An 18734-nucleotide genomic window follows, 5' to 3' on the forward strand; every position below is an offset into this window, starting at 1 on the left:
TTGCCACTGGATAAGAGATCAATAATGATGAGTGGCGCACAGGCCGTTGAGCCGATTTATGCATTTGATGTTCACAAAGATGGTCGCGTTGAAAAACTAACAAGCTTGCAAGTTGTTGAGCCACACAATCCCGATATTGCCTATCGCTGGGTCCACCTTGATTTAGCGCATGGCGGAACACGTGAATGGATTCGTCATCATGTCGACGATGTGGTTGCGCGTTCTCTCACTTTAGAAGATACGCGGCCAAGATCTGCACGCCATGATGATGGTATATTGCTTAACCTTCGCGGCGTGAATCTAAACCCAGAATCTAATCCAGAAGACATGGTGTCTATTCGGATGTGGGTGGAGAAAAATTTAGTTGTCTCGGTTCGCTTGCGCCGTCTTATGGCGGTGGTTGGAATTCGAGAAGCCGTTGAAAGCGGAAACCCGCCGCGAACAGTGGGGTGTTTTATAACAGACCTTGCTGCGGCTTTGACGGAACGTATGGACCCTGTCATTGGCGGATTGAGCGACAAGGTTGATGAGATGGAAGAGATGAGCCTAGTTGAGCCAGAAGGTTTGCGTACATCTTTAGCCAAATTGCGCCGCACGACGATTATGCTGCGTCGGCATATTGGTCCGCAAAGGGAAGCTTTGAGTAAGCTGACTTCGGATGGTTTATCTATACTAGATGAGGCGCAACAAATCACACTTCGCGAAACGTTGGATCGAATCACGCGGATGGTGGAAGAATTGGATGCCGTGCGCGAACGTAGTGCTATTTTGTACGATCAGCTTTCTGATCAACGTGGTGAAGAGATGAACCGTAATATGTTGGTTTTATCTGTTGTCGCTGCAATCTTCTTACCCTTGGGGTTTCTCACAGGGTTGCTAGGGGTGAATATTGGCGGAATACCGGGCGCGGATAACCCGTTTGCATTTGCGGCGTTTTGTGTGTTGTTGGCAGTTATCTCGCTTGGCTTAATGCTTTGGTTTCGGAAAAAGAACTGGATCTAGATTTGATGCGTATCGGTTTTATTCTTTTCATAGCGTTTTTTGTAAATTGCGTAGCTTTTGCGCAAGTAGACAAAGCAGATATGTCCGGTTTCCAGCAACGGTCCGAGCAATTGGAGGTGATTGCCAATAATCTGCGTGAAAAGGATGTTGATCTCATTGCGTTACGTGATTCGTTGCGGGATTTGCAAAGAGACGCGGAACAACAATCAGCTCCGCTACGTGCGCAACTTGAAGCAGCATCATCTGATTTAGAAAGATTGGGCCCAGCACCAGAAGAAGGCGGTCCTCAAGAAGCGGCGAGCATTGCGCGTGAACGTGACAGGCTAAACACGGAGATATCTCGGTTAAATGGGATTTTGCGTAAATCTGATATCAATATGGCCGAGGCTGACCGATTGATGAAAGAGATTGCAAGCTTGCGCCGTGAGCAATTCTCATCATCCGTATTTGCGCGCAGTGGGTCAATATTAAGCCCACAAATATGGCAGGATGCATTCGCCCAAGCTGTGACTGATTTTTCACGAGGGAAACAGCAATTTGTAAACTTTCAAACACGTATGGCAGAGCAAGGTAAGGGGTGGACACCGCTTTTGATTTTGGGTGGTGCGTTCTTGCTCGCCTTTGCTTTTTTCATTCCAATACGCCGGCAATTGCAAAAGACGATTGCGCATAGATTGGAGGGTGTTGAGGTGTTGCGCTGGCGTAAAGTGCTAGTGCTAGCAGTGTTTACGATTGCGCGTTTTCTGCCCGGGCTTGTCGGTGGATATATTATTTACGAAGCGCTGCGATCTATGGGGTTTATCCCTCAAGAAGGTGAGGCGTTGGCGCGTACTATATGGTTGGGCTTTGTCGCGCTGAGCATGGTAGATGCCGCTATATCCGGATTAATTGCACCCAATGCACCCAAATGGCGCATTGCAGAATTGGCTGATGCGCAAGTGTTTAGATTACGAACATTGTTGTTCGTGTCATCCTTCACAATTGTAGCCGAGCGGGTGTTAATGGAGTCCTTGCAGTTAGCTGGCGCAACAGATTCAGTTGTGACGTTAGTTAAGGCTGTGACGACGATTATCCTTTCCGTGACCTTATTCATGCTGTCGCGACCGTCAAATTGGCACAAGCATCCAGTGGAAGATAATCCCGACGAGGTGAAGGTCATTGAGGCGACGTCTTATTGGTCGCATGTGCGCTTGTTAGGGAGCCTTATTGCGGGTGTTTCTATAGTTGCAGCTTGTATTGGATATGTTGATTTAGGCCATTATCTTACAACACGAACTTTCTTCCTTGTTGCGCTAGCGGCAGTAGTTTGGGTGTTGAGGTCCATCCTTCATGAAGTGGTGCGCTTGTTTGATAAGCGGTTCACATTGCCCAATGAAAACGAATCAAAAGAGGCCAATAGTGGACATGAAAATCTATTATTTTACTGGATAGGTTTTGCAGTAGATTTTGTGGCAATCCTTGCATTTATTCCACCAGCTTTATTGCTGCTTGGCGCTGATTGGGCGGATGTACGTGATGGCATTATGGATGCCTTTATTGGTTTCAAAATCGGGAATGTGAATTTCTCTGTTTTGAAAATCGTCACGGCAATAGGTGTATTCCTACTGATTCTTTCGCTGACGCGTTTTGTTCAGAAAACAGCTGAAGTGCGTGTTTTCCCGAAGTCGAGGATAGATGTGGGAGTGCAAAACTCCCTGAAAACGCTCATTGGGTATATCGGGCTGGTCTTTGCATTTTTGACGGGGGTGAGCGCGTTTGGGTTTAACCTGTCTAATCTAGCGATTATCGCTGGTGCGCTATCGGTGGGTATTGGTTTTGGATTGCAAAGTATTGTTAGCAACTTTGTATCTGGATTGATCCTCTTATTTGAACGTCCGATTAAAGTGGGCGATTGGATTGTGACCGCGTCCGGCGAGGGGTTCGTCAAAAAGATTAGTGTTCGGTCCACTGAGATTGAGACATTTGATCGTGCTTCAGTGATTGTGCCCAACTCTGAGCTTATATCGGGTGCAGTAACCAACTGGACGCATAAAGATAAAATCGGGCGCATGGTGATCAATGTGGGAGTGTCTTATGATGCTGACCCAGAAGAAGTGTTGGTGTTGCTTGAAGCCGTTGCTAAAGAAAACACGCAGGTTTTAAAATATCCGGCACCCTTCGTGTATTTTAGCGATTTTGCGGATAGTTCGCTGAATTTTGAACTGCGCTGTTTCACAAGCGATGTGAAGCAGGGGATTATGATACGATCAAATTTACGAGTCGCGATTTTCAAGAAATTGAAGGAAGCAGGGATTTCCATTCCTTTTCCGCAACGCGATGTGCATATTATTTCAAACAAAGAGGACTGAAAATAGGCGGTTTCTAAACCAAAACCTCTTAGAAATGGTGGGTGAAATTATAGGTCATAATTGTTTTATCAAGCATGGCTTTTCTGGATGCAATGTCACTCGCAATTGGTTGGGTATTGGTTTAAGGAGATGTCTGGATTTAGTCTGCGAGGCACCAGCATGACTCAAGAGATAAACGAAGTTATTTCTCCCCACGAAGAGTTATTGAGCGAAACATCCGGTGTTGATGAAGAAACAGTTGATCTGTTCATTGATCTGGTGGAGGCGGGCGCACGTGATGGGTTGATCGTCGCGATGGAAGATTATCACCCTGCCGATATGGCGGATGTGTTTGAGCAGATGCCACGTCAGACGTTCAACACAGCTGTTAAATTGCTCGATGATATGCTGCCCGGTGACACGATAGCGGAATTGTCGGAAGATTTGCGGATTGATGCGCTGAATGCATTGTCTGATAAAGTGGTGGCGGATGTTCTGGGAGAACTGGATTCCGATGACGCTGCGCTTTTGGCATCTGACCTTGAGGATGACCGGCAAGAACGCGTCTTTGAACAGATTAATGCGACCGACCGAGCCGCAATTGAAACGTCTCTAAACTTTGATGAGGAAACCGCTGGACGTCTGATGCAGCGGGATTTTGTTGCCGCTCCAGAGTTTTGGACTGTGGGTCAAGCGATTGATCACATGCGCTCAACGGAGGATTTGCCGGAGCCATTCTTCGAGGTGTATTTGGTTGATCCTGGTTTTAGATTTGTTGGTGCAGTGCCGCTTTCTGTGTTGATTTGTGCACCAAGAGAGACGCTGTTATCTGATTTGGGTGTGGATATATCTGCGGCGGTGAAGCCGGATATGGACCAAGAAGAAGTGGCGTACATCTTCCAACAATATAACCTTGCATCGGTGCCTGTGCTTGATGAAGCAGGACGTTTGACGGGTATGATTACTGTGGATGACATGGTGGATGTTATTCATCAGGAGAACAAAGAAGACATGCTTGCACTCTCGGGGGTGCGCGATGGTGGGTCGTATCAATCCGTATGGGATGCTGTGCAATCACGCGCGCCATGGTTGGGCGTGAACTTGTTTACAGCGTTTATCGTGTCAGGTGCGATTTCTATATTTGAAGATACATTGACCGAGATTATTGCGTTGGCTGTGCTGATGCCGGTTGTTGCAGCACTTGGCGGGAATGCAGGTTCGCAAGCTTTGGCGGTGACAGTGCGGGCGATTGCTGAACGGGATATGCAAGGGGCTAGAGCTGGTCGTGCTGTGCGACGGGAGTTTTTGACCGCTATGTTTAACGGCGTCGTGTTCTCTGTAGGTGTGGGCCTGATCGCATTAGTATGGTTTAAAGACCCGCAATTAAGCGGTGTGATATCGGTGGCTATGTTCTCCACTTTTATCTGGGCGGGAGTGTCGGGCGTTTTGGTCCCGATTGGCTTGGAGAAATTGGGGGCTGATCCAGCTGTGGCATCGTCTGTGTTTGTGCTGACAAGTGTTGATATTGTGGCCTTTAGCTCGTTTCTCGGGCTGGCGACGGCGGTGTTAATGTAGGCTGCCATAAAAGAGGCACCCTTATTGCATATGTTTGGCCAAACGACATGTATAGTAATAAGTTCAGGCCAAACCCTATGACTCTTTCACTTCGTATTTCTCGTGCGGGCCTTGCTCTTATCAAGAGCTTTGAAGGTTATCGTGAGCGCGCGACACGTCTCCCCGACGGACGTTGGGTTATTGGGCATGGACACGTGAAATCAGCGCGTGAAGGCGTTAGAGTGTCACCTGAAGATGCTGAAGCACTGTTGGTGTATGACTTAAAGCCAATTGAGCAGGCGTTTGAAGATTTATTATTCTCACCCTTAAACCAGAACCAACATGACGCGCTTGTATCATTTGTGTTCAATATCTCGCTTGGCCTATTTCGGGACAGTGATGTATTGCACCGATTAAATACAGGAGATCATCTTGGGGCAGCGAATGCGCTAGAAGCTTGGCGTAAAGCTCGGATAAATGGTCAAGTTTGTGTCGTGGATGCGCTTGTGCGCCGCCGTGCTATTGAAAAAGCACTTTTTCTTGAGCACCCAGATGGTCGTGCGACAGCTGCGACTCCATTAGTAGCGCCGCAAATTGATCGCGGTCTTATCGAAGGCCTCTCAGCAAATAAGGTTAGTCCAATAGCGCCGCAACCGCCGCGTGAGGATGATGTTGCAGGCATGACGTCGGCTATTGAGAGGTTAATTGCGACTGGGTCTATCAATCCAGAAAGCGCGGGCAATACGCTTGATATTGATGCATTGCTGAATCGCAAAGCAGATAAAGGTGAGGCATTTTCTGACGCCACCACCGCTAAAGCCGAACAAGATTTAGAAAAAGACACTAATCTTGATGCTTTTAAAGTGGATTTTATCGGAGAAAATGATGCCAATGATTTTAGCAAATACGCCAATGAAAAAGACATTGATTCACAAGAGGCTGAGTTGGATGAGAACGAAATCGTTTTTATCGGCGAAACTGATGAAGACGTGTTCAGTGCTATTGGTGCGGAAGTAGATGATGCACTGAATACAAGTGAAGCTTCGTCCGATCCGGTCGTTGATACATTGCCTAAAGAGGTGGAAACCACGCATGAGCGCATCCGCTCAGTTGCGTTGGCGTCTGAAAAAGTTGAACGTCTTGTCGCTAATGATGTTTTGCCTGATCAAGATAATGAGCAATCTACCGATTTTGAGGCGGCAAAAGATACTGCAAGTGAATTTGATATCCTGTCTGATGATGATGCAATTATTGGTTCGCTTAAAATTGACCCAGACACTACAGACGCGGATGCTGCTGAATCACAAGAAACACCAGAAGAAGTTATTCTTAGCTTGCTTGAAGAGAGTGTTGAGAAAGAAGATCAAACACCTTCCTCAACATCGAAAACACCTCAAGAAGCAGCTGATGCTGTTGCAAAACGCTTAGAGAGTATTTTTGAACCTGACCTTCTGACACTTACAGAAAAAGTGAATGACAAAGTCCCAGTTGTGGATGATGTAGAAGGTTCAACTCAAGACGCATGGAATTTATCTCAAGGTCTTACGCAGGACCAAGAGGAGCTTTCTGTTTTTGATGATGATCGCAAAGCGGAGACACTAAACCCTAAAAAACGTGCCAAAACTGATGTCGAAGCGGCTGCCAAAGAAGAGCTGCAAACAGGCTATGGCTATGCTGAGAACTCAATTCCTAAAGATCCTCGGTTTGATGCTTTAGAGGAGGAAACAGCCTATGATATTCCTCAAAACGAATTAGATAATGCCGAAGCATCGCGTTCTGATGGGCGTTTGTGGATTGGTGTTATGTTCGCATCAATCGCTGTTATCGTATTGGGAGTGTTGGATTTTTACAGAAAAGCGCAACCCGGTAAGATTGTGAACCAAAGCGATATCGCTTTTGGCCCGCTCATGATTGCCATTGGTGGCTTAATATTCCTTATGGCAGCTTATTTCCTTGTGTCGCGTCGCGGAAAGTAAGTAAGAGGCGGAGTATTGCTCCTGCTTAGGGAGTTATATGAAGCGTACGTGCAAGCGGACCATTGATTTCGTTTAAGGCACGCTTAGTTGCTAAATATCCGCCTTCGACGACACGGTCATAGGCTTTCCAGTCACGAATTTCTGTATCTTCGCTGTCGGGTAAAACCAACATATCAATATGTTGTGCCCCTTCATTCGGGTCTACACTGACGGTCGCGGCGCGCATTAGCAATGCTGCGATAGGAGGCGCTGCTTTAAAGCCGTGTTTAAATGTCCAGCGGAAGAAACCGGGCGGGTTGATAAAGTCTTCAGCATTTAAGCCCTTATCTGCTTGCCCCACATCAATTCCTATATTGCGTCCGCGATGCATGTCTTTGAGGATGTCTGCCGGAAAATTATTGAGTACGCCGCCATCCACCAAAACCTGATCATCTTCAACAACAGGTGGGAGTATGCCTGGCAATGCGATAGATGCTCGTAGAGCGTGGCGCAGTAAACCTTCTCGGTGTATGCGAACAGTGCCGTGAGTGAGGTTTGTTGAGACTGTGAAGAATGGGATATCAAGAGATTCTATCATCATATCGCCAAAATGTTCTTCAAGTCGGCGGTCCACTTTTAGCCCTTTTACCAGTCCCACGACGGGAAGGTTGTAATCACCAAGAGGATTGGTTTCGACGAAGGCTTTGCGGATGCGGCGGTCAATCTCACTATCTGACCAGCCAGCCGCGACACACGCAGCAACAACGCCGCCCATTGAAGTGCCACCTACAAAATCAATTGGACAATTTGCTTCTCGAAGTGCGCGTACTGCACCGACGCTGGCATAGGCACGTGCTCCACCGCCAGACATGACAAGGCCCACTGAACGTCCCGCCATGACACGAGCAAGGCGGCAAGCATCATCATCGGCTAAACCATCCCAATGGAATATACGAGAGGCTTTGGCCGCGTTGCGCCATTTTTCGGGTGTAGCACCTGTACGAGAATTACCGTGATGGAGCAGGACGACATCAACAAGTTTGAATTGGCGGGTTGGATTATCATCTTCTGGCATTAGTGGAGTCGATGGGTGTGCGTCTGCCCTTGCCATAACCCAAATGCGGTCAGCATAGCGCATACTCATGCGATACCAATTAGTGTCGCCAACAGTTGCTTTGAATAAAACAATATCGTGGCGCGATTCCAAATCATCGAAGTAACGCGAATCTTTATCGGCATCGCTTTCATCAACGATTTTTACACGAAGAGAGAGCTTCTCGAGCTCTTGTGCGAGGGTTTTCGTACGCAGGTCTAAGTCTATTGTTGGTGATGTTGCTAAGAGCGTGAAAACACGAGGCTCTGCGCGTTGAGGCTGTTTACGGCGAGATTTGCGTAAGCGAAGCAATAGGACGCGGGTGAGGCGTTCTAGTAAGCCTGGGCTGGATTTTATCAGCTTCATGAATCCATTTCGCGTGAGGCGGATGAGTTCAGAATCTCGCAGGGTATAAACATCGTTATTGTGGCTTTCACCAGCGACAAGAGCGATTTCACCAACGGGCTCACCCGCGCGAATATGGCCTAGAAATTCTGAACTGCCATCTATTCTGGGGGTGAAGGCACCTAAAGAGCCAGATATAACAAAATAGATAGCATCTGCGGCGGAGCCTGCTGCCAAGAGCTGTTGTCCACCAGGGACTGAAAAGTGAGAGACTTCATTTTCAAGCAGTTTCAATGTGGCTTTGGGTACGTCTTGCAAAAAAGGAATACCATCAAGCACCGACTGGGTGAGTTTCTTTTCTTTACTTGGTAGGAGGCCCATACTTTACGCTCATTTATTCATTCCAGCTAAAACTTATATAAGTTTTGGAAACAGGATGTATCAGAATTTTTCTTAGTGTATCTGACAATACCAAACAAATGTGTAAGAATTTATGGCTAACCTTTGGTGTTGATTTTTCGTATATTCGTTATCGAGCAGGTCGGTTGTTAGTTAATGGTTGTTTTAGTTTGGTCTGACTGCAAGCCTGTTTGCATGCACTGCCCATAAGCGCGCAGGAATGGGTGTCCATATATGAGCCCAACCGAGCGAGATACTTCCAATTGAGATGGGATATGGCCGTTTAAGGTTTCAGTCGTCGTTTCTAATTTTTCAAAATAAACTTGTAGGGCTTTGGTTCTTTTGGGGCCAAGAGTCTCATCAGTCAGGGCAGCTTTAGCTATACAGCGACACCCGCCAGTATCGCGAATGTCATTATGACTCATTGCGCGATTACAAGCAAAGGCGAGTTCCCCAATGGCAGTGTTTTCTGGCGTGCTGTTGAGGAATTTGACGCCATCCATTGTTATGCTGAAACACAAAAACAATCCAAGAATAACCCCGATAAAAGACAGAGATCCAAAGAAGAGGCCACGTAATCGGCTCTTATCTATTTTTGGCTTTTCTTTACGGAAACGTACGGGAAGTGACACGATGCTCTCAAATACAAGTTGTTATTTGGGTTTTATAGCTAATACTTGCCTATATTGGATTAATTCTGAATAAATGAAATGTGTCTGAAATCAGGTTTTGTGGGCGAACTTACAAATAGTGTGCGTTAAAACATCGCTGGTGGTTCAGCTTTGGTCTCGTGTATGTTTATGTGATGGCGTGTTTTGAAAAAAGGAATGATCTATGTCCACTTACCAACATATAGAACTCGATGTTTCGCGCGCGGGTCTCGCGGTCATTCTCATCAATCGACCAGAAGAGCATAATGCGTTTAACACGCTCGTCGTGGAAGAGCTTACTGACGCGATTGATTTGGTCGCAAAAACGCCAGAAGTACGCTTTGTGATTTTCCGGGGTGCAGGGGAGGTTTTCTCCGTCGGCGGAGATAAAGAATGGACGAAAGCGGCGATTGCCTACACTGAAAAAGAGCATGAAGAAGATGCGTTGGCTATGGCGAACATGCTGCACAAACTTTATGACATGCCGCAAATGACTCTTGCTATGGTGCATGGAGATGCGCGTGGCGGCGGTTTGGGTATTGTGGCGGCATGTGATGTCGCGATTGCGATCAAAGGAGTAGGCTTTAGCTTCACGGATGTTTCTCGCGGAATATTGCCTGCGACGATAGCGCCTTTTGTCGTGGAGGCAATCGGGCCACGCTGGGCGAAGGCATTGTTTCTCACCAGTGAGACATTTGATGCAGGTTTTGCCGAGCAAATTGGCTTGGTTCAATACGCTGTTGAGAATGAAGGTGAAATGGAAGAGCTCGCAGAATATCTTGCGGGGCTTGTGTTTAAGGCGAGTCCGACGGCTGTGGCGAACACGAAGGAGCTTGTCTCTTTTGTGCAGGCTGAACCTATTGATAATTCACTGATGCATGCTGTTGCGAAACGAAGCAGCAAGCAACGCTCTTCTAGCGAGGGTGTGGAAGGACTGACAGCGATGGTTGAAGAACGTCGGCCTGCATGGGCACCGCGTGAAGAATAATCGCTCTTAAAATTACAATGCCTTCATAATGCGAAGATGTTTGCATTTTTTGAACGTATTGATGTGAGACCAAAGCCTCTAATGAAAAGGATTTCCTTTTTCTTAGGGGCTTTTTTGTAAATGTGTTCTGCGTTTTCTTTCCATTTGAATGGGTGATCTTTTAACGATGACGGCTTTGGTTGGGGTTTTACTTTATCTGGCGGGTGGCCAATTATCACCGATAGAAACGCTCAATAACGCATTGATGGATGCAGAACCTATTCCTTCTATGCGGGCAGCTTTTCGTGCCAGTATTACAAGTGCGGGTGCGGTGCGAGAAATTGAGTATGACCCGCTAAAGCCGCCCAGCCGGCGTTTTCGGATCTCTCGACGCGTCGGTGAAGATGAAGAACTTGATGCGATTGTTGATGATTGGGCTAGGGAAGCTCAACCGGATGTGCGTTTATTTGCGGATGATCTGCGCTCCAGTTTAGGACAGGGCGAGATTGTACAAACGGCAACAGGATGGACCGTTGCGTTTCAGCATAAGCTTTCGAGCAATGATGGTCCAGTAGACGCTATCTTATCCCAAAGCATGGTTGGTGGGTTAACTCTTGATGCGCAGACGGGGAATTTGTCACGATTGGAATATTCGATAAATACACCGTTTAAAACGCCAGAAGGCGCTTGGGTGGATACATATCGTCAAGTGTACAATTTTGGTCGCTCTACGCAATGGGCGGTCACATTTGTAACTGGTTATGATGTGTATGCGAGTGGCGGACGGTTTGGCATGAAGGACGAGCGCTCTTTTGCCGTCCGAGTCACAGATGTTGCGTTTTCATTGGCTGGTGATGCGCGTCAGGAATTAGAGTCTAAAATTTATCCGTCTCACTAAAATTTTACATTCAGAGGGCTGACCTAAGCTGAGAGTCGCCCTATTTAGCCTATATGGCGTTAAACATGATTAAACTGGCTGCGGGTGCTGAATCTGTTGAGAGTTTCACCCAGTGGCAGCAAAGCGTAATTGAAAGACGAAAAGCAGCTGGCTTATCGCCTAATCCTGTGCATGAAACGCGAATGATGCCTAAGCGCGGCCCTGAGATTATCAATGGTGGTTCGATGTATTGGGTTATCAAGCACAAGATATGTCTACGTCAGCGCATTATCGAGATTGAACGTGTTGAAATTGAAGGCGCGCCAAAGTTTTGTCTTATCCATTTTGATCCTGAGTTGGTGCCGGTTCATGTGAAGGTGAAGCGTCCGTTTCAGGGGTGGCGCTATTTGAAATCATCGGACGCGCCTCCAGACATATCGCAAGCTGCGCGCTCTCTAGGTGACACCCCGCTTCACCTAGCCTTAGCGCTCAAGGAAGCGGGCGTCTGGTAGGTTAAGTCTTGCGGGATGTTTATGAGGGTTTTTTAGTGTGATTTCCACGAACCCTTTTATTTCTTCCCCGCAAGCGGAAGATTATCAATGAGCCTTGTTTTGCCCATCCATGCGGCTGTAAGGATGCGGGCATTTGTGCCTTTTTCTAAAGTATCACTTTCGAGTGGGGCGAGCGTGTCTGCATTGCGCACAGCGACATAGTTTATCGGGCCAAGTCCTGCTGTTGCAATGTCTTTGAGCGCTTGGTCTATGCTTGCTTTTATAGATTCACCGGATTCAATACTTGATGCGGCTTTGCGCAAAGCGCCTGCAAAATTTCCTGCTTTTGTGCGTTCATCGGCGGAGAGGTATTGATTGCGAGATGACATGGCCAAGCCATCTTTTTCACGGATAGTCGGCGCACCTATGATTTCAACGGCCATGCCTAAATCTTTGACCATACGTTTGATGATCATGAGCTGCTGATAGTCTTTTTGTCCAAATACAGCGACATCTGGCGCAACATGAATAAAGAGGCGCGAGACGATATTTGTGACACCGCCAAAAAAATGCGGGCGGTGTTCGCCTTCAAGGATGCTGGAGAGACCTTCGACATAAACCTTTGTTGCATCGCCTTCGGGGTAGAGGTCGCGTGCGACAGGGCAGTAGGCTGCACAACACCCAGCCGCTTCAAGTTTTTCAAGATCAGAATCGAGGGTACGCGGATAGCTGTCAAAATCTTCATTCGGCGCAAACTGGGTTGGGTTCACGAATATGGATGCAATGACGCTGTCAGCATGTTTTTGCGCTTCTTTGACCAGAGAGACATGGCCGTCATGCAAAGCGCCCATTGTCGGGACGAAGCCGATACGCTTATCCGCGCGGCGTTGGGCGGTGTGCCAGCGGCGTAATTCTTCTGGTGTACGAAGGACTTGGATTTTGTTTTGTGTGCTCATGATGCGAAGCGTTAATTTCTTTTCTCTGTTTTATCAAGAAGTGAACGAAAAATGGGTGATTTGGTCGCGCTATATCAATGATGTATTAACCACGTTGCGCGATTTTAGAGTTATGAAAATTAACTTGCTCCATATTCTTCGTGTTTCGGTTTTCTCTGTAGGCGCTATCGCTTTATCAGCGTGCACCCGCATATCCGGATCTGGTGAAACTTCTTTCTACGATGATGCGCGTCGTCAAGACCCGCCTGAGGGGAGTGTTCGCTCCCTTAATCTTCGTGGTTATCAACCCGCCGATGATTTGGCGATGGTGGATGAACTTGAGTCTAAGGTTCAAGCGCTGAACCATGAACTCAAGACGCTTCGTAGCGCGCTTGAGATTATGCAGCCCGTAGATGAACCTGCGCTGAGTTATGCAGATAGTGAGCATGCAGCTAAACCTGCGCCGCTGCAAAGCACTTCAAAAGTGACAGTTTCTGAGACAACGCCTTCTGTTGATATGCCAGAAAATGCAGACGAATATGAAAAAGCGCCAGCGTTGGAGAAAGGGAAATCCTTATTCCGTTACGCAGATTTGGCGATGTATCCGACCCAAGGAGCTGCACAAGCTGACTGGAATCGTTTGGAGTCCGAGTTGGATTTACAAGAATTAACCCCATATTACGATGAAGTCGGCGGCGGTGTACGACTATCCACAGGGCCTTTTGCGAGTGCGGAAGAAGTTGCGGATGTGTGTGTTGACTTGAGCCGAGTCGCAGGGGCATGTGAGCCAGCTAAAGCTGGTAATGTGCTTCAGTAATATTTGGCGGACTGTGGAGTAATGACTATGACAATTCAAGGAGCCGAGCAGGCTGGCGCTGGCAGATCAGCGAGCAACCGTTTGGCGCACGTAATTGTCATCGGGAATGAAAAGGGCGGCGCGGGGAAATCTACCGTTGCTATGCACCTGTCTGTTGCGTTGATGCGTATGGGTAAAAAGGTTGGCTTGCTTGATCTTGATGTGCGCCAGCGCTCTTTTTCCCGTTATCTTGAAAACCGTATTCGCTGGAACCAGACCACCGGTGGTAGCCTGCCTGTGCCGGAGACGATTCGTATTGATGGGTCGCAAGCGCGAGATCTGGATGCGGCGGAACAAGAAGAAGCAGAACGTTTTGATGAGAGTGTGAAGCGTCTCTCTCAGACATGTGATTTCATTATTGTAGATAGTCCGGGTGGGGACACATTCTTGTCCCGCATGGCGCATTCTTCTGCGGATAGTCTGATCACACCGTTGAATGATAGTTTTGTCGACTTTGACCTTCTGGGTGATATTGACCCGCAAACGCTGGAAGTCGTGCGACCAAGTTTCTATGCGGAGCAAGTGTGGGATTGTCGTAAACGCAAAGCCAAAACCAGCCGTAAACCAATTGATTGGGTGGTGATGCGTAACCGTATGTCGCCCCTTGATGCGCGCAATAAGCAGCGCGTGGGTGAGGCACTGGATAATCTTGCACGCAGGATTGGGTTTCGGATTGCGCCGGGTTTGTCTGAGCGGGTGATATATCGTGAACTCTTTCCTATGGGTTTAACATTGCTTGATCTGACTGAAGCTGGATCAAATGTCGCTTTTACAATGAGCCATGTGGCGGCGCGTCAAGAAATCCGAGACCTGCTTATAGTGTTGAAATTGCCGGGTATGGAAGGCGAGGAAATATCGTTTTAGGCGACCTCTTATTGATCTGATCCGATCCAATGGGATTGGGTGTATTTTACGCCGCGATTATCTAAAAACTTTAAGATATTTTCAAATGCATCGCGTTCACCGCCAAATTGGGCTTTGAGCATTGCGAGTGTATCGGCATTTGCATCGCCGGTGTGAATGCGGGGCTTACAGGTTTTGTCTAAAACGCGTTTAAGGGCAGGTGTTTCACCTTTAGAGATGTGAAGATACCAATCATCGTCCTTATTGCCTTTGCTGATGGTGAGTTTGCCGCCTTCATCAAAAGATGCGGAAATATCAAAGTACACCGGCGTATCAGTGACAAATAGCGTGACGTCGTATTTATCTAAAAATGCGTCTGAGGTTTTCATATCGTGGATTTCCAAATGCTCATTGTATGTCTTTAGTTTTGCGTGAAATTTGGGTGTTGGAAAGATGCTAAATTACACACACATACACCAAAACCTCCGCCACCATTTCTGATGCGAGAGTATAAGGTTTAATCGTAAAATCAGGGCGCGAAGCACACAGATTTTTGGCAGTATAGCTAAGACCCGATCTGCACACGGGCCTCAGCAGGTAAGTAGGCCGCAAATCTGCGTGCCTCGCATGGTGATTTACCGTGGTGAGGTTCCTTCTTATAAGGGGTTCCTGCCCCCAAAGCCCGCTAAGGATGACGACAGCCACCCCCGCAAAGGATATCCCCTAGAGCACGCCCAACACCTGCATAGACACTCCGAATGCGCTATGTGGTTTGAAGGGTACACCATCCCACCCCAGCACGATCGGTCGCGAGCCGCCCCATGAGATGTGATGGAGGTAGTATGCACGAGGTTTTCAGGAGGGGGATAAGTTTTCTGTTTCGGAATGATGAATGTGCATTCAGGCAGGAATGCTTCTATAGATTGAAGACTGCATTCAGCTAAAACTCAAGGTTTTGTGTGAGGGTAAAATGATAGAAAAAACACTATAAAAATAAGGTTTAAGACAGTTTTGTGACGATTGTGTACCACTGAAAATTAATCCAATTCACATAGCAAGGAACCTCTTGTCTCTATTGCTGTGTTGGCTGAAAAAATGCACTCCATAAGTACGATTGATAAACGTGAAACGCTGATCGGATCGGTAATCGGTTTCTTTCTGATATTCTGTATCGGGTATTATATTTATACATCGGTTGTGGGCGTGGAGACACTTGCGACAGAACGTAAGCAAAATGAGTTAGTTTCTTCCGGGCTTTTGCTTGAGACGAAAGTGATTGGATTGCGAAAGCTTGAAAAGGATTTTGCAATTGAGAGAAAGCTTGAATTGCTATCTGAATTTGAAACCATATTTGGTGAAATATATAGCGAGATTGATGCACGCTGGCTCCCCTTAGACATTGAAGAAGCGGTTCAATTACAAAGTGGGTTGTTGAAATATCATGCTTCGGCACGCAAGCTTTTTGAGTTTCACAAATCCATAGGATTGGATCAAAATTCAGGACTTGAAGGTCAATTGCGGATCGCAGCGCATAGTGCTGAAAGTAAAATCCAAGAATTGGGAGATTCAGAGCTATTAGCTAATTTGATGTATCTGCGCAGGCATGAAAAAGACTTTATGCTGCGGGATGAACCTAAATATATGCAGCGATATTTTGACCGTATGCATATGCTCAAAGCGCAAATTGAAGAGAGAATTGGTCAAACCTCTTTAAAGCGAGACCTGATTTTAAACTTGGAAGATTATAGCCGGAATTTCACCAAATGGTCTGAAAACCGCCAACGCCTCAATAATACGATTGAAGAAATCGACCAAGCATTTGCGATAGTCGATAGTGTGATGAGCACATTAATTCGATTGTCTTTTGAGCGGGCAAAATACGCCAAGGATCAGGGGAATATCCATAGGTCATTGTCTCAGCTCTCTATATTATTGCTTGGATTGCTTGGTGCTATCGGGATTGGTTTGCTGGTGAGTGTTATCTATCGGCATAAGAAATTAAGCCTGGAAATTGATAAGCTCGCTTATATAGATGCGCTGACGTCGCTTCCCAATAGAAGGTGTTTTTTCCGCGAATTAAAAGAACTAAATGGCCCTAAGGCACATGTGTATTCTACATTGAGTGTTGGGATTATTGATCTGGATGGATTTAAGGCTGTGAATGATATTCATGGCCACGGCGCGGGGGATCAGCTTTTGAGCGCTGTGGGGCGCAGATTAGAAGGCTTGATGGATGAGGGGGTGTTCCTCGCGCGCCTTGGCGGTGATGAGTTTGGTATTATTGTAAGCAATGGTGGGACAGAAGATGATCTGGCGGCATTAGGGGCTACAATATGCGCGAGTTTGAAATCTCCCTTCACATTAAATGATGCTGTTGTGCGCATTGCAGGAACGGTTGGGTTTGCCCAATTGCAAGCGACAAAGCACTTGTCTGAGAGTTTATTTGAATGCGCTGATTATGCGCTTTACCATGCCAAGGAGAATTGCAAGGGAACATCAGTTACGTTTTCCACTCAGCATGAATTGCAAATCAGCGGCAAACGAAAAATGGAGCAGTGTTTATTAGACGCTGATTTAGAAGCTGAACTTCAAGTGTTTTTTCAGCCTATCGTAGATTGTGTGGCGGGGCATGTCGTGGGAATGGAAGCGTTAGCGCGTTGGACAAGCCCCGTTATAGGGGTAGTGCCGCCCGATAAATTTATTCCCGCAGCTGAAAACCTTGGAATTGTGGGCGGGTTAAGTTCCATATTGCTGAGGAAAGCATTGGCAGCGGCGAAATCATGGCCGGAAAACACATATCTATCGTTTAATTTATCCGCCATTGATATCTCTTCGAATGAAACCGCGCTGAATTTGATGGCGATCATAATGAAGAGTGGGTTTGCGCCACATCGTATCGTGTTTGAGATTACTGAAACGACTATGATGCTGAACTTTCAGCATGCCAATGAGGTGTTGAAACCATTTCGGAATATGGGCGTTGGCATTGCGCTGGATGACTTTGGAACGGGGTATTCCAGTCTTAGTTACATTCAGAAAATGCCCATAGATCGACTGAAAATTGATCGCGCTTTTATCTCTGATATCGAAACTCGCAAAACAACACGCGATATTATGATGACGATTGTTGATTTGTGCCGCAGCCTTGATGTGACGTGTATTGTAGAGGGTGTTGAGACGTATAAGCAGTTGGAAACTGTGCAGCTATTGGGCTGTCAGCTCATTCAGGGGTATTATTTCTCCAAACCCCTGAATATTGAAAATGCGCAGTCATTCCTTGAAGGCCGTTCGAGTCAAAGTGTGAATGACTGGCATTGTGGTGTGCGAAGCGCGTGATCAAATGCGCGGTGATAGACCCGTGTGTATGATGGGGCCTTTTGCGATAGAGCGGCCGATTTCGATGCAGGGTTTTTCAATCGTGACGTGGAGCATGTATGCCAAAGCGATGGAGAGTGGGTAGACGAGTATAAACTCTAACATCATTGAACTTTCTAAACCGAGTTTAGCAATGGCAATCTCTACAGCGTTTAGAACGAGCACATGCGTTAAGTAGATTGCGAATGTGAGTTTTCCTGCCCATGCAAGTGGAGCAAAGGATAAGATGCGGGATGTTGGGCTGTGGGTATTAAACCATAAGCTTGCGACAAGGCCCGCACCGAAAAACGACATGGCGAGGTTCCAGATATTGACCATCGGAAATATGAGAGATGCTGTGTATGTGAGGACCATCAGACCGACACAAATGGATGCAATCTCGCTTTTCTTGAATATGTCTATGAGGTGGGGTTTGTTTTTGACGATGATCGCCAGCAATGCGCCAAAGGCAAGACCAAAATAGCCGCGTACAAAAAAACTCTCACCGTGAGATACAAAGAGTAAGCAACCTATAATAAGTGCTGACACCGAGAATGCCCAAAGTGGCTTTTTGACCAAGAAAAATAGGATGCATGGCCAGATGATATAGAATTTTTCTTCTATGCCGAGCGTCCATGCATGGAGAAAAGAGTCGCCTGCGGCAAGTGGTCTGAACTCGCTATTAAAGGAGGCAATATAGGGAAGGGCACGAAGGAAATCATGTTGTTTCTCTGGCTGTCCCAATCGCGCTAAAAGCGTGGAAGCGCAAAAATAGAGAAGAATAGTAAAGGCGTATAAGGGGACAATTCTGAAGAAGCGCCTGATATAGAAAGCCTTCAGATTGAACTTTTCATCCGCTGACGTGTCCCGCAATAGAAGCCACGTGATTAGCCACCCGCTTAAGGCGAAGAAAATATCAACGCCAAACGAGCCATCAATATAGCGCGGTACAAATGAAATGTGATTGAAAATCGTGAAAATGATGCAGATGGCCCGCAAGCCATCTAGCGCGTGTCTATACTTTACCATGTGCCCCAACCCAATGTTTACGTCTTCGTTTCGACGTCATTGGGGTATGGCATTTGG

15 protein-coding genes are annotated in these 18734 nt (G+C 46.9%); 10 read left to right on the forward strand and 5 right to left on the reverse strand.

The window, feature by feature from the left end; translation table 11 throughout:
- The first annotated feature begins 24 nt into the window (after positions 1–24).
- The 4 genes from ACFQS8_RS00625 (at position 25) to ACFQS8_RS00640 (ending at position 6859) form a co-directional block, all read left to right on the forward strand.
- A complete protein-coding gene (locus ACFQS8_RS00625) occupies positions 25–1002 on the forward strand; it encodes a zinc transporter ZntB (RefSeq protein ID WP_382164716.1) in 978 nt (325 codons plus the stop codon).
- Between the two features lie 5 nt (positions 1003–1007).
- On the forward strand, positions 1008–3350 hold the full coding sequence (locus tag ACFQS8_RS00630; protein ID WP_382164718.1) for a DUF3772 domain-containing protein: 2343 nt from the start codon (positions 1008–1010) through the stop codon (positions 3348–3350).
- A 159-nt stretch (positions 3351–3509) separates the two neighbouring features.
- Positions 3510–4904 carry a magnesium transporter gene (gene mgtE, locus ACFQS8_RS00635; protein WP_382164720.1) on the forward strand — a complete coding sequence of 465 codons (1395 nt, stop codon included), beginning with the start codon at positions 3510–3512 and terminating at the stop codon, positions 4902–4904.
- 77 nt (positions 4905–4981) lie between these two features.
- Positions 4982–6859, forward strand: a complete 1878-nt coding sequence (locus ACFQS8_RS00640; RefSeq protein WP_382164722.1) for a lysozyme — start codon at positions 4982–4984, stop codon at positions 6857–6859.
- 25 nt (positions 6860–6884) lie between these two features.
- On the opposite strand, the gene ACFQS8_RS00645 is transcribed toward ACFQS8_RS00640, so the two are convergent.
- Positions 6885–8657, reverse strand: a complete 1773-nt coding sequence (locus ACFQS8_RS00645; protein WP_382164724.1) for a patatin-like phospholipase family protein — start codon at positions 8655–8657, stop codon at positions 6885–6887.
- A 167-nt stretch (positions 8658–8824) separates the two neighbouring features.
- Positions 8825–9307: a hypothetical protein gene (locus ACFQS8_RS00650; protein WP_382164726.1), complete on the reverse strand. Its 483-nt coding sequence runs from the start codon at positions 9305–9307 to the stop codon at positions 8825–8827.
- A gap of 202 nt (positions 9308–9509) precedes the next feature.
- On the opposite strand from ACFQS8_RS00650, the gene ACFQS8_RS00655 reads away from it, so the two are divergent.
- The 3 genes from ACFQS8_RS00655 (at position 9510) to ACFQS8_RS00665 (ending at position 11681) form a co-directional block, all read left to right on the forward strand.
- Positions 9510–10313, forward strand: coding sequence for an enoyl-CoA hydratase-related protein (locus ACFQS8_RS00655; protein ID WP_382164728.1), 804 nt, complete (start codon positions 9510–9512; stop codon positions 10311–10313).
- Positions 10314–10479: 166 nt separating this feature from the next.
- The gene (locus ACFQS8_RS00660; RefSeq protein ID WP_382164730.1) at positions 10480–11190 is read left to right on the forward strand and encodes a hypothetical protein; all 711 of its coding nucleotides are present in this window, start codon (positions 10480–10482) and stop codon (positions 11188–11190) included.
- Positions 11191–11255: 65 nt separating this feature from the next.
- Entirely contained in the window at positions 11256–11681 is a 426-nt protein-coding gene (locus ACFQS8_RS00665) for a DUF1489 family protein (RefSeq protein WP_382164731.1), read from the forward strand.
- A 56-nt stretch (positions 11682–11737) separates the two neighbouring features.
- Here the strand turns inward: ACFQS8_RS00665 and panC are convergent, their stop codons facing one another.
- Entirely contained in the window at positions 11738–12616 is an 879-nt protein-coding gene (panC, locus tag ACFQS8_RS00670; RefSeq protein WP_382164732.1) for a pantoate--beta-alanine ligase, read from the reverse strand.
- 112 nt (positions 12617–12728) lie between these two features.
- Between panC and ACFQS8_RS00675 the strand changes: the two genes are divergently transcribed.
- Both ACFQS8_RS00675 and ACFQS8_RS00680 read left to right on the forward strand, forming a co-directional pair.
- A complete protein-coding gene (locus ACFQS8_RS00675) occupies positions 12729–13412 on the forward strand; it encodes a hypothetical protein (RefSeq protein WP_382164734.1) in 684 nt (227 codons plus the stop codon).
- 21 nt (positions 13413–13433) lie between these two features.
- A complete protein-coding gene (locus ACFQS8_RS00680; protein WP_382164736.1) occupies positions 13434–14315 on the forward strand; it encodes a division plane positioning ATPase MipZ in 882 nt (293 codons plus the stop codon).
- 8 nt (positions 14316–14323) lie between these two features.
- On the opposite strand, the gene ACFQS8_RS00685 is transcribed toward ACFQS8_RS00680, so the two are convergent.
- Positions 14324–14683, reverse strand: a complete 360-nt coding sequence (locus tag ACFQS8_RS00685; RefSeq protein ID WP_382164738.1) for a hypothetical protein — start codon at positions 14681–14683, stop codon at positions 14324–14326.
- A 706-nt stretch (positions 14684–15389) separates the two neighbouring features.
- Here ACFQS8_RS00685 and ACFQS8_RS00690 point away from each other — a divergent pair.
- Positions 15390–17630 (forward strand): putative bifunctional diguanylate cyclase/phosphodiesterase, encoded by a 2241-nt coding sequence (locus ACFQS8_RS00690; RefSeq protein WP_382164739.1) that lies wholly within the window; start codon positions 15390–15392, stop codon positions 17628–17630.
- On the opposite strand, the gene ACFQS8_RS00695 is transcribed toward ACFQS8_RS00690, so the two are convergent.
- Entirely contained in the window at positions 17631–18677 is a 1047-nt protein-coding gene (locus ACFQS8_RS00695; protein WP_382164741.1) for an acyltransferase family protein, read from the reverse strand.
- Between the last annotated feature and the right edge of the window lie 57 nt (positions 18678–18734).

It is taken from the genome of Hirschia litorea, from assembly GCF_042665075.1.
In the GTDB taxonomy this organism is placed as follows: domain Bacteria; phylum Pseudomonadota; class Alphaproteobacteria; order Caulobacterales; family Hyphomonadaceae; genus Hirschia; species Hirschia litorea.